Source organism: Luteitalea sp. (assembly GCA_009377605.1).
Lineage (GTDB): Bacteria > Acidobacteriota > Vicinamibacteria > Vicinamibacterales > Vicinamibacteraceae > WHTT01.
On record WHTT01000057.1, the window covers coordinates 1 to 13,143 of the forward strand.

Here is a 13,143-nt window from a genome sequence, read left to right on the forward strand (position 1 = left end):
CGGAACCGGACCGGCGCTCGCCGGCGTGGTTGCGAAGCCGGGCTCGAGCGATTGGGGTCTTTTCCGTAGCATCAGCCGCGGCGTGCCTGGAACAGCGATGCCGCCGCAGCAGCTATCGGACGAATCGGTCTGGCAGCTCGTCACATACGTGCGATCGCTCACGGCTGCCGAGGCTGCTCCCCGACGTGCCGAGCTCGAGGCGTCGCGACGTGCAACGCCGACGGTGAGCGGCAACCGCCTCCTCCGCACCGACGCGGAGCCAGGCAACTGGCTGACCTACTCCGGTGCATATCACGGCGGGCGACACAGCCGGCTGACGGAGATGACAGCGGGAAACGTGACCCAGTTGAAGCTCGCCTGGGCGGTCCAACTCCCAACACGCGGAGAGAAGTACGCTGGCATTTTCAGTTCACGCCTCACGACGAGCACGACTGGGGGGCCGCGCAGATTCCGATGTTGGCCGATCTCGACCTGGGAAACGTGAGACGACGTCTCCTGCTCTGGGCCAATCGAAACGCCTTCTACTACGTGCTCGATCGCGAGACGGGCGACTATCTGCACGGGACGCCGTTTGCGAGGCAGAACTGGGCCGTGCGCCTCGATCAAGCTGGGCGTCCGCAGGTACGGCCGGACGCACGGCCAAGCGAGCAAGGCCCCCTCGTGTATCCGGGCGTCACGGGCGGCACCAACTGGTGGTCGCCGTCGTTCAGCCCGGAGACCCGTCTCGTCTATGTGCCGGTGCTCGAGCGCCCGAACCTGTTCTTCCAGGACGACGCGCCATGGGTCCAGGGCGAGCTGTTCCTGGGCGGCGCCACCCAGCAGGTGCCGCACCTGCCGTGGTACAAGGCAGTGCGGGCTCTCGACGCGCTCGATGGTGCGCTGAAGTGGGAGTACCGCTTGCCAGAGGACGACAAGGGCGATATGGGTGGGGTGCTCTCGACCGCCGGAGGCCTGGTCTTCGCCGGCAACAACACGATCTTCTACGCGCTCGACGCCCACACGGGCCGCGAGCTCTGGAGCTCGTCGCTCGGCGGGCGGATTATCGCGGCGCCCGTCACCTTCGAGGTCGACGGCCGACAAATGGTCACCATCGCCGCGGGCCAAACGCTGTTTACGTTCTCCCTACCGGAGCAGCTCCCTTGATCCCTTGATCCCTTGATCCCTTGATCCCTCGATCCCTCGATCCCTCGATCCCTCGATCCCTTGATCCCTTGATCCCTCGATCCCTCGATCCCTCGATCCCTTGATCCCTTGATCCCTTGATCCCTTAATACTCATACATACTCCTGAGCCGAAGCGTGCGGTAGGCGGCAATCCCTGCGCGAAGACCGAAGGTGGCGCCACTGCCGGCTCCGAGCTCCGTCAGGTCGCTGAAGCGGGCCTCCACCGATCCCGAGCCGAAGGCAAAGTTCCCATTCGATAGCTGCTGCGCGCTGCCGAGACGGTCCGAGTAGACGCCCAGGTCTGCGTTGACGCGGAGCGTGGCAATCCCGCGCGCCTCGTCGAGAGCGTAGACCTGCCCACGGCTATTGCACGATCCCTCGGCGTTGGCGCACCGGGTGTTGCCGTTGTCGTAGACCGCGATCGTCGTGGGGTTGATATAACTCGCGTCGTGCTGGTGGCTGAACCACGGATGTGGATCCTGCGAAACGACCGTGAAATCGCCGTCCTGGCCGAGCCGCCAGATGACGTCGCCCGAGCCCATGCCGTCGCGGTAGTCCACCTTCACGATCCAGTCCTGATGCCGCATCGAGATGATGAGGTTCCCGTCCGCAGGCGCATAGGCCAGCGAGTTGGAGTGCAGCCAATCGTGCGCGAACGGTGACGAGGCGGCGCAAGCCGCCCCGTATGCGGCGAGGCAGTTCTCGTTCAACACGGCTGCGCGGCTCGTGTCGAGGTGATCGAATGCGTTCCAAGTCCACGCTACTTGCAGATTCGCGTCGAGGGCAATCACCATGTCGGCGAGCATCGGCTGGTCTGGGAGCACGCCGGACCGCTCGAGCATCCCGAGCACGAGCGTCTGACCGTTGGGGAAGCGGACCGCGTCATGATGCAGGGCACGCACCGCCTCGTCGCCGCGCGCGCGAAGCTGCTCGTTGATGCGCGACATCGGTGTCTGACGAATCGTGTTGCCGGCGAGGTCGATCTCCACGAGCACATGGTCCCGCCCATTGCAGCACGCTGCTAACATCAGCATGCTTCCGCCTGGCACCGGGCGCGTCACGTAGGCAAAGGTTCCTCGAACGGCGAGGCGATCGTAGTACCAGATCAGGCGCCCTGCGAGATCGGTGGCAATTGGGAAATTGCTGGTCGGCCTGGCCGCGTCGAGGACGGCATGCAAAACGACGGCCTCCCGCGAGCTGGTCTCCAGATCAGGTGGATCCAGGACCTCCATGCCTGGCATGGTGATCGGCGAACTGCCGGTCGTGAACTGCGTGACCTGGCTCCTGAGCGTCACGAAGCCTTCAGTGACAGCGTGCCGCATCCAATATGTCTGTTGAGGACGCATCCCGGCAACGTAGAAGCTCAGGCTCCGATCCGCGACGCAGTCCTTGGTGCTCGTGCGCGTCCAGGAGAAGCTGGCCTCCTCGGCGAGCTCCACGAACACTCGCTTGCCCTCCGAGCAGGGCGGCACGTTATAGAGCGCAACCAGCGGATGGCTCGTCGTCGTCACAACGGCTCGCGAGCCCGTTGTGCGTGAGACGATCGTGAACGGTGCCACCCGCTCGACCCGTGTGAGACCAGCTCGGGCCACTACTCTGATTGAGAACACACCTTCGTCGAGCGGTGTCCAGGAGAAAGCGTTCACATCCTGAAAGTCTCTGACGATGACGTAGTCGCCCGTCTCGTGGGCGATGCTGAACTGGTACTTGCTCGTCGCCGGCGCCGTTGCGCTGGCCGTCCAGACGATTCTCGTCCCGACGGGTTGATGTGACGGCAGATTGGGACTGAGATCGAGGCTATCGGCGCGCGGCTGACCCGTTACGAGGACTGATACGACCGCGACCGCGAACAACAACCGCACCCACCGGAACAGCCACCGAGCCATAACGCTCCCCCTTTCGGAGTGGGCCTGAACGAACTGATCACGACAGACGCGCTCCACTGTACACCGCAAACGCGGTAGCCGACGGGACGTCGACTGCGGCTCCGTTTAGCTGAACGGTTTGGCGAGCTCGAGCAAGATCACCTGCAGCCGGACGTCCTCCCGCTTGGGACCGCGTCCCTGATCCACGCCCATCGTTCCCGCCAAGTAGCGGCCATCCGGGCTGAAATCGGAGGCGGCCACCAGGACGCGCTTGCCCACGTATTCCGCTGCCTCAGGGTCGTTGAAGCGCGTGAGCCGCTCTGTCCGCTTGCCACTCGAATCCATCATGTAGTACTCGCGTTGCACGGGTTGAGCGAACCAATCACCACGGGCGCGATCGAATCGATACCGCGAATCGCGGTTTGACATGTAGATAATCTGCCCATTGCGTGCAACCGCGCCATCCTCATCCCAGGAGCTCGGGGAGTTGGTCAGGTTCACGAAGCGCCCCGATGCTGCCTCCAGCACGTACAGGTCCATGCCATATTCGTGCTGGCCATCCAGATTACCGGCGACCAAGAGCCGCCGCGAGTCGACGAAGCCCATCGCGGTCACGTAGTTTCCTTCCTCCGGTGTGAAGAGCACGCGCTCATCCCGCAGGCGCGGACGCCCGGCCTCGACGATGAAGTCGGCAGCCTTGAGCCGCCACTTGCCCCAGTTGTGGTGGCCCCCTTCCGCATAGCGCTCGGTCCACACGAACGTTCGGCCGTCGAGCCCGAACACGGGGTTGACCGACGCGAAGGACGGCACGCGGTCAGTCAGTCTCCGCTTGATTGGGATATCGGTGAGCTGCCAAAAGTGACGCCCTTTCGTGCCCGTCGCGTAGAAGTTCGAATACAGGCCGACACCCGGGTCGCCGAGAGGCTTCAGCAGGCGACCGAAGTGGCGAGACGACTCAGACGTGAACACCACGAATCGTCCCGACGGATCGAAGCGCGCGTTCCCGTTGTGCCGTTGGTTGATGCCCTCGCGGCCATCGGTGAGGCTGGCAACGATCTCCCCCTGCAGGTTGCAGATGAATACATCAGCGAAGCCATCTCCCTCATAACGGTCGAAGACCACCAACTTTCCATCTGGCGAGAAGCGCGGTCTGGCCCCGGATTCCTGAAGTATGCGGATGGACTTGATGCGTGCGGTTTTCGGGAAGACCTGCGCGCTCGCTGCAGACGGCCAACCGCGGCGCTTACTATGCTGAGTGGCTGAGCTCGTGCGTTGCTGCGCGACGCCCGCAAGCAGCAGGAAGAGCAGCGTTCGTCGGTCGAGCCGGTAAGTCTCCAATATGGCCCTACATTGTTACTGTACCAGGCCGAGCCGATGTCACCTCGTTATAATCGTGCGGTGTAACCCCGCGGTTCGGTCCTGCAAGCGCATCATGAGGCTCTTCAGCGCGAAGTCACTTATCGCCCTCACGACCCTGACACTCCTGCTGGGATCCGCGACTGGTGAAGGCGACGCGGGCAGCACCGGTAAGCCTCCTGAGGCGACCGTCCTCACCCTTCTGCACACGAATGACCTTCACGGCAGCATCATCTATCCCGGCGAGCCGCGTGGCATTGCAACGTTGGCGCGGCGGATCCGTAAGGAGATGCCGCACGTCTTGTTGCTGGACAGTGGCGACATCATCCATGGCACCCCGGCGGAGAAGCTGTTGGAGGGTCGGCCCGTTATTGCCGCAATGAACGCGGCGGGATACGACGCGGCCGCTGCCGGGAACCATGAGTTCGACTGGGGACAGCGCATTGCTCGGAATGCGATCGCCGCCGCAGCCTTCCCTATTCTCTCGGCGAACGTCGTCGACGCTGCTTCGGGAGAGCCCTGGGGCGGCCTCCAACCCTTCATCGTCCAGGAGGCGGGTGGCGTTCGGATCGCGATCTTCGGGCTCACCACTCATCGCACGCCGGAGATCCAGTGGCCCCGCACCATCGAAGGGATCGACTTCCGCGATGCCATCGAGGCCGCACGCGTGCTGGTCCCGCGACTACGCGAGTTCGAAAGAGCGGACGTGGTCGTCGCGCTTACGCACCTCGGTGTAGAGACAGATCGGGAGCTGGCAGCGTCTGTGCCAGGTATCGACGTGATCCTGAGTGGTCACTCCCACACGCGACTCGAGCAGCAGGTGTGGGTGGGCAAGACACTCATCGCCCAGACTGGATCCGCCGCCGGACATCTTGGGCGGATCGACCTGCTGATCAGACGTGATGACAAAGACTCCGGGGTCATTGCAATCAATGGACAGGGCGGGCGGTGGTGGGGCCGCGACGGCGTGTCGGCTCCGCTGGGGCGGGAGTATCCGACTCAACCCCTGATCGCCTTGACCGCATCCGAGGAGGACGACCCGGCCGTCAGCGCCGCGTATCACCCGTTTGTCGAGCGGGTCCAGAGACACCTCGACGAGGAGTTGACCAGCGCCCTCGAGCCGCTTCCGGCCGACGGAGTGGAGCACGAGGAGATCGCGCTCGGCCAGCTGCAAGCCGACGCCGTGCGGGCCTTCACCAACGCGGACATCGGACTGAGCGCCCTCTACAGCCTGAACCCGTCCGGCCTCTCGCCAGGACCCGTGCGGGTAAGCGATGTCTATGAGCTCTTCGGAGGTTATACGCGCCAGCACCTTGTCGTGGTCCGCGCTCCAGGCGCTCGCATTACTGAGATGTTGGACGCGGCGAACGACGGCGTCGTCCGTCTTCATCTGTCTGGGGCACAGGTTCGCGACGATGTGTTGCACATCGGTGATGCACCGCTCGACGCGAACCAGCGCTACACGGTTGCAAGCGCCGCGCACATCATCCAGGAGCACCTGCTGGGTAAGGAAGGTGTTGCCGTGATGAGCGACAACCCCGAGGCAGCCGCTATTCGCGACGCCACGATCGCGTACCTGCGCGGGCATCCTCCGCTCGAGAACGTCGTGCGGCCACAGCTGACCAGCGTCGCGGTACCGTGACGACCTCGTCTGCTTGTGACGATATCACCACGTATAATCTTGACGTGTTCTCTTCCACGACTCGGTCCTTCAAGATTCCACTTCTGCCGGCAAGCCTCCTGCTCCTGCTGGCGGCTACATCGTCGGCCTCCGCGCAAGAGGCTCCTGCGTCTGGTCCGACGAGTCAATCGACGCCCCCTTCGTCCCAGGGTGCTTCGCGAAGCTTGCCGCAGATCAGCCAAGGTTTCGGGAAGCTGGTCTCGGCCGTCTCGCCCAGCGTGGTGCAGGTCCTCGCCACTGGCTACGGCGCCACGCCGGAGCGCGAGGGCGCTTCCGGCGTGGTCTCGACCCAGCGGGCTGGTGGCTCGGGCGTCGTTCTTCACGCCGACGGCTACATCGTGACGAACGCGCATGTCGTGGCCAACGCCCGACGCGTGCGGGTCGTGCTGCCGCCGCCAGCCGCTGCCGGACAGTCGATTGTTCGCCCGACCGGGGCCATACGCGACGCCACGCTCGTCGGGTTGGACCGCGAGACGGATCTTGCGGTGCTGAAGATCGACGAGAAGGGCTTGTCGCCGTTGCCACTCGCGGACTCGGACGAGCTCGGCCCTGGACATCTGGTCATGGCGTTCGGCAGTCCCCTCGGCTTGGAGAACTCGGTCACGCTGGGCGTTGTGAGCGCGCTCGGACGACAGCGGGCGCCAGACGACCCGATGGTGTACGTGCAGACGGATGCCCCGATCAATCCCGGCAGCAGCGGTGGTCCTCTCGTTGACGCCTCAGGGCATGTTGTGGGCATCAACACGTACATCATCTCGCGGTCGGGCGGGAACGAAGGCGTCGGCTTCGCAGTGCCCAGCAACATCGTTCGTACGGTCTTCGAGCAGTTGCAGACGACGGGCCGCGTGCGACGGGGGACGCTGGGCGTGCTCGCTCAAACCATCACGCCCACCATGGCGGCTGGCCTCGGCCTCGAGCAGACAGGCGGCGTCATTCTCGCGGACGTGGCGCCAGGCGGGCCCGGCGCGGCGGCGCAGCTACAGCCGGGAGATGTCGTGCTCTCACTCGATGGCCGTCCGATGGAGAACGCACGCCAATTCGACGTGAACCTGTACTCGCATCGCGTCGGCGATCGCGTGACGCTCGAAGTCCAGCGGAAGGGTGCCACGCTTCGGGCGACCGCAGCCATCGCCGAGCGTCCAGACGACCCCGCCCGGTTTGCCGACCTCGTTCACCCAACCAAGAACCTCATTGCACGCTTGGGCGTTCTGGGTATCGGGATAGATGCCACCGTCGCCAAGCAGCTTCCACGGCTGCGCGCCCCTGGCGGAGTGCTGGTTGCGGGGCTCCTTGCGGGAACCCCTGGCGAAGGCGGTCTCGAAGCAGGGGATGTGATCGTGGCGCTGAACGGAACGCCGGTCGGCAACCTCGCCGACCTTCGTACGAGAGTCGACGCGCTACCTGCGGCAGGCGCATGCGTGCTGCAGGTGCAACGTGCTCAGGTAATGCTGTACGTCGTGTTGGAGTTGGAGTGACGCGATCGCTGCGCGCTAGTGGGATCGCGTCTTGGTCGCCTGCAGGGCCGTGTGCTATATTTTTCTTTCTGCCTCGTGCCGAGGTAGCTCAGTTGGTAGAGCACGTGACTGAAAATCACGGTGTCGGCAGTTCGATTCTGCCCCTCGGCACCATTTGACTCCTCCCTTAGTGTTTCGCTCGCATGTTGCCCACACGGGAATGAGCCAATTGGCTTCCAGCGAGTCATCCGTGACAGAGCTTTTACGTGCATCCCGGCAGCGTTCGTGCGATACTTTTGAAGAGCGCCGAGCCTGGACGCGCTGGGTCAGGTCGAGCGTATCGAGTGACCGTCGCGGCATCCGTTCGATGTCGCGGCTGACCGCGCGCGGTGTCGCCCTCATTGGGGCCCAGACGCCCACCAAAACCGCCGCGGTCTCGTTGACTGGCGCGCTGGTCTTCGCCTAGTCATTTCCAGCTTTTGCCGCACCTATGGTCGCGTTACTTACGGGTCATGCCCGTCGTCTCTCATTTGGTCTCTTCACCGCGTTCGCTTCGAGCTTTGGTCAAACGTTCTTCATTGCCCTGTCCGTGCCTTACATCCTGGCGGAGCTCGCCATGGGGGAAGGCCGCTTCGGCATTGTCTATGCGCTGGCGACCCTGACGAGCGGCCTGTCGCTGCCGGTCGTTGGCCGGCTCATCGACCGTATGCCGCTCCGTTTGTACACATCAGTCGCCGTCGTGGGACTGTGTGCCGCCGCGTTGGCCATGGCGTTCGCGCAGCATACACTCGCCCTCGCTGCCGCCATTCTGGGACTGCGCCTCGCGGGACAGGGTGTGATGGGCCACATCTCGCAGACCGTCATGGCCCGCGACTTCACGCGCAATCGCGGCAAGGCGCTGGGTCTTGCCGGCCTCGGTTACCCGCTGGGAGAAGCCTTGCTGCCCGGGCTGTTCGTTGCTGCCGCGTCGTTGATGGGCTGGCGCGGAGCCTGGCTCGCCATCGCGGTGTTCGCCGTGGTCGTCCTGTTGCCGGCCGGGATGTTCCTCGGCCACTCGCCACGTCGCTCGGAAGCCGACAACGGCGAGCACGCGTCCCGCGTCGCGCCCGAGCAGCTCACGTTCCGTGATCTCATCAGCGACCGGCGTTTCCGCCTCGTCTTGCCAGTCGTCATGGTCACGCCCCTGCTGCTGACGGCGCTGTTCCTCTACAACGCCGTGCTCGGTCAAGCAAAGGGCTGGTCACCAGCCTGGCTCGCCACCGCCTTCACCGGTTACGCCGTCTGCCGTGCCCTGGCGTCGCTCGGTGTCGGGCCGGTCATCGACCGTTGGACGGCTCGGGGCGTGTTGCCGCTACATATCGCACCGCTTTTCCTTGGCCTGGCGATCCTGAGTGCGGGCACCGCCAATTGGGTTGCGTTGGCATATCTCTGCCTCGTCGGGTTGACCTCCGGCGCGAGCAGCAGCGTGATGTCAGCGCTCTGGGCCGAGATGTACGGGGCCTCTCAGGTGGCTGCGGTTCGCAGCGTAACGGCGGGTCTCACGATCATCAGCACCGCCATCAGCCCGCCCATCATCGGCCTGCTCCTCGAGCGCGGTGTCGGATTCGACGCGATCCAGTACGGGGGCATGCTCTTGACGCTCGGAGCGTCGGCGCTCGCCTGGCGGGTCGTCCGTCGCGATCGTTCCAGCCCTGAATCCGCGCTATCCCAATCCGACATCGCCGCGTAAGCGGGTGAGAAAAAATACGCCGTTCCAAAGAGCTCATCCGTGTCTCACCGAGAACAGCGGTACGAGCGATAAGAGTTGACAGGTCGCGGTCGTGCGACCATAATCCCGCCTTCAGATACCACATATCGACACCATTGCGCGGTGGGCGCGCCTTGGCCCGTCGCGGAGCCTTTTCACCGTCACGACGCAGCTGCTCCATCTGATGTCGCAGTCGATCGTGAGATCGTGCCCGCGCCCTGGGCCACGCGCGCCCACGAGCCGGGCATGGGCCTCACAAGGGGAGGTCTTCCATGTCGATTCGCGCTTCGGTCATAACGAGCCTCGTTCTTCTCGTGCTGGCGGGACGACCAGCTGGCGCGCAGTCTACCTTCGGCGCCATCACCGGCCTGGTCACCGATAGCTCCGGGGCTGTCGTCCCCGGTGCGACGGTTGTCGCCGCCAACAGCGCGACCGGCATGCGCGCAGAAACCGTGACGTCGGACACGGGCAACTATGTGATTCCGAACCTGCAGGTCGGCTCGTACGAGCTCAGCGTCTCGCTGTCGGGCTTCCAAACGTGGTCGCGCACGGGCATCCATCTCGCCAGCAACGACAACGTGCGCATCAACGCCACGCTGGAGGTCGGTGCGGCGAGCGAGCGTGTCGAGGTGACCGGAGGCCCGCCGCCTCTCAGGACCGAGTCCAGCGAAGTCTCGACGACGATGGACAACAAGCTGGTGCAGGACGTGCCGGTGGCGGTCGGGGGCATTGGTGGAGGGCTGCGCAACGCCTTCAGCGCGATGATGATGATGCCGCAAGTCAAGAGCGGCAATGGCCAAGGCGCGTGGGACGACTTTCAAATTGGAGGCGGGCAGCAGCACGACTGGAACGTCAGCGTCGACGGCCTGTCGGTCGAGATGGGCTGGCGCAATCACGTCGGCTACATGAATCGCGTCACGCCCTCGATAGACGGCACCGAGGAGTTCCGCATCGACACCGCGACGTTCAAGGCGGAAGACAGCCGTGCCAGCGGCGGCAAGATCACCGTGACTACCAAGTCTGGCACCAACGAGCTGCGCGGCAGCCTCTTCGATTACTACCAGAACGACGTCTTCAACGCGAACAGCTGGCTCAACAACAAGCTGGGCGTCGCGAAGCCGGATCAGGAGCGACACGACTTCGGCGGCACGCTCGGCGGGCCTGTCCTTATTCCAGGGCTGTACAACGGCAGAAACAAAACATACTTCTTCTTCTCCTATGAGGGGTATCGGGAACCGCAAACATCCGGCGCGAGCGAGAGCACCGTTCCGCTTCCAGAGATGATCAACGGTGACTTTTCGAATTGGACAGATGCCGAAGGCCGCATGATTCCCATCTATGACCCGGCAACGACCCGCAGCGACGGAGCGGGTGGCTTCGTTCGCGATCCGTTCCCCGGCAACACCATCCCGCAGGACCGGCTGAGCTCGCTCTCGAACGCCATCGCCGAGTACTATCCGGCGCCGAACGCCGAAGGGCTCGTCCGCAACTACGTTGCCCCTGGGACGGAGCCAAAGGAGCGGATCGAGAACTCCTTTCTGCTGAAGGTCGACCACAATTTCGGCATCAAGAATCGCCTGTCGGTGACCTACAACCAGAACGGCACGCACTTCACGAACGCTTACGACTCGGATCCCGCCAACCCCAATAATTGGGCCGGTCTCGCCTATCCGCTCTCGGGCCGGAAGTATTTCAACGGCGATCAGTACTACGGTTACGTGTTCCGCCTGAACGATACACACGTGTTCAGCCCCACCGTGGTCAATACCCTGACAATTGGCGCGCATCGCATCACACACCCGGAGCACGACATCACGGCCGAGCGTTTTGGTCAGAACTGGGGTGATATCCTCGGCGGCGCTGTGCCGAACAATCCCGGCTACAACACCAGCTTCCCTTCCGTGAACTTTCGAAACGACAACTTCACCGGCTGGGACAGCTCCAAGCTCTGGGACGAGTATCACACCGTCTACGGTCTGAACGAGAGCGTCACCTGGGTGAAGAACAATCACAGCTTCAAGTTCGGCTACAGCTACCAGATGATGTTGCTCAACACGAACAACCGTAACACTTCGGCCGGCAACTTCGGGTTCGACCGCTTGAGCACTGCCATCCCCGGCGACAATACCGGCACCTCGGGCAGCGCGTTCGCCAGCTTCATGCTCGGTGAGGTGTACAGTGGCGGTTTCACGGTGCCGAACACGCAAATGTTGCGGTTCCCTTACCACGCATTCTTCGTGCAAGACGATTGGAAGATTACGCCGCGGCTCACGATGAACGTCGGCATCCGTTACGAGATCAACATGAGCGCCTACGAGAAGCGTGACCGGATGTCCTACTTCGACCCGAATCTTCCAAATCCTGCGGCAAGCGGCTATCCGGGGGCGCTGCGATTCCTCGGTGACGGTGAAGGGCGCGAGGGGCGCCGCAACCTCTATGACAACGCGGGCGGCTGGGGCCCTCGACTCGGCCTGGCGTATCAGCTCAGTGACGACACCGTGATCCGCAGCGCTGGTGGCATCTTCTACGGAACCAACAAGGCTCCAGGCCTTGCGGGCGCCAATGACGGCTTCACCAACTCGCCAGGCTGGGATTCCCAGAACGAAGGTGTCACCTCTGCGTTCCAATGGGATGAGGGATTTCCGTCGTGGGAGGCGCCGCCGATTCTCGATCCCGGCTTCAGGGCTGGTTTCAGTGTGCCGTGGTACGACGCGGAAGAGGCCGGCCGGCTTCCGATGACGACGAGTTGGAACCTGGCGGTCTCACATGCTCTGCCCCACGATTTCGTGTTGGACGTGACGTATACCGGAAGCCGGGGCACTCACCTCCCCTCCGACCGCGTGAACGTCATGCAGATCGATCCGCAATACGCGCATCTCGGCGACTTGCTGAACAAGCCCATCGATGATCCAGAGGTGGTGGCGCTCGGCTTCGAGCCGCCGTTTGCGAACTTCAAGCAGCTCCTCGGCGACGCTGCGACGCTGGGGCAGTCATTGCGCGCCTTCCCGCAGTATCGGGGTGTCGGCACGGGCGGCATGATGAACCACAGTGGCAGCTCCTCGTACAACGCGCTGATCGTGAAGGGCACCAAGCGCTTCTCGGGCGGTCTCACGCTGCTTGCGAGCTATACCTGGTCGAAGCTCCTCACGGATGCAGACTCGTCGGATCCCTGGATTGCCGGCGTGGTGGGCAGCGGACGCGGCGCGGGAGCGGCACAAAACCACTACGACCGCCGACCGGAAAGATCCTACGGCGTCCTCGACCTGCCCCACGTCTTCAAGCTCACCGGCAGTTACGATTTACCCTTTGGCCGGGAGCGACGATACGTGAGCTCCGGCCTGATGAGCCATCTCGTCGGCGACTGGAACCTCAGCGCATTCACGTTCTACCAGAGCGGCTATCCCATGGGCGTTGTAGATGCCGCATATCAGAACCATCTCCACGGCGGCCCCCCGCGCCCCAACGTCGTTTCCAACGATTGGCGGGCGCCGATCGCCGGTGACGAGTTCGACCCCTCGGTTGACAACTTCTTCAACGTCGACGCGTTCGAGCGCCGGACCGATCCAGCCGCTGAGCCGTTTGGCAACGCGCCGCGCCTGAACGGCGAGACGCGATCGTTTCCGACGTTTCGCACGAATCTCTCGATCAGCAAGGCGTTCCCGATGCTGGCGCGCGCGCGCGCCGCAGTGCGGCTCGAGATCTTCAACCTCTTCAACCAGAAGACATGGGCGAATCCTGGTACCGATCTCTCCAACAGTGAGTTTGGCGTGATCACCAACACCGCCGGCGGCAGCAATCGCACCATGCAGCTTGGCCTGAAGATCGACTTCTAATCACCATGCTGTCCACTTATCTGTCTCCGCACGTAGCGCCGGTC

At 63.7% G+C, this 13,143-nt stretch carries 7 protein-coding genes, 1 tRNA gene and 1 pseudogene; 6 read left to right on the plus strand and 3 right to left on the minus strand.

The genetic code is table 11. The annotated features are described in order from the left end of the window. The first annotated feature begins 453 nt into the window (after positions 1-453). On the plus strand, positions 454-1,143 hold the full coding sequence (locus tag GEV06_18240; protein ID MPZ19832.1) for a PQQ-binding-like beta-propeller repeat protein: 690 nt from the start codon (positions 454-456) through the stop codon (positions 1,141-1,143). 5 nt (positions 1,144-1,148) lie between these two features. Here GEV06_18240 and GEV06_18245 read toward each other — a convergent pair. From GEV06_18245 to GEV06_18255, 3 genes and pseudogenes are all read right to left on the minus strand, one after another. Next, positions 1,149-1,256 (minus strand): annotated as a pseudogene (locus GEV06_18245) (PIG-L family deacetylase). An 11-nt stretch (positions 1,257-1,267) separates the two neighbouring features. Next, a complete protein-coding gene (locus tag GEV06_18250) occupies positions 1,268-3,049 on the minus strand; it encodes a hypothetical protein (GenBank protein ID MPZ19833.1) in 1,782 nt (593 codons plus the stop codon). 105 nt (positions 3,050-3,154) lie between these two features. Next, positions 3,155-4,366 carry a hypothetical protein gene (locus GEV06_18255; protein MPZ19834.1) on the minus strand — a complete coding sequence of 404 codons (1,212 nt, stop codon included), beginning with the start codon at positions 4,364-4,366 and terminating at the stop codon, positions 3,155-3,157. 1 nt (position 4,367) lies between these two features. Here GEV06_18255 and GEV06_18260 point away from each other — a divergent pair, with 1 nt between their 5' ends. The 5 genes from GEV06_18260 (at position 4,368) to GEV06_18280 (ending at position 13,099) form a co-directional block, all read left to right on the plus strand. Further along, positions 4,368-6,026, plus strand: coding sequence for a hypothetical protein (locus GEV06_18260; protein MPZ19835.1), 1,659 nt, complete (start codon positions 4,368-4,370; stop codon positions 6,024-6,026). Next, the gene (locus GEV06_18265; protein MPZ19836.1) at positions 6,023-7,540 is read left to right on the plus strand and encodes a PDZ domain-containing protein; all 1,518 of its coding nucleotides are present in this window, start codon (positions 6,023-6,025) and stop codon (positions 7,538-7,540) included. The genes GEV06_18260 and GEV06_18265 overlap by 4 nt, the downstream gene beginning before the upstream one ends. A 77-nt stretch (positions 7,541-7,617) precedes the next feature. Further along, positions 7,618-7,693: transfer RNA gene (locus tag GEV06_18270), tRNA-Phe, on the plus strand. Positions 7,694-8,009: 316 nt separating this feature from the next. Further along, the gene (locus GEV06_18275; protein ID MPZ19837.1) at positions 8,010-9,248 is read left to right on the plus strand and encodes an MFS transporter; all 1,239 of its coding nucleotides are present in this window, start codon (positions 8,010-8,012) and stop codon (positions 9,246-9,248) included. 290 nt (positions 9,249-9,538) lie between these two features. After that, a complete protein-coding gene (locus GEV06_18280; GenBank protein MPZ19838.1) occupies positions 9,539-13,099 on the plus strand; it encodes a hypothetical protein in 3,561 nt (1,186 codons plus the stop codon). Positions 13,100-13,143 lie beyond the last annotated feature (44 nt).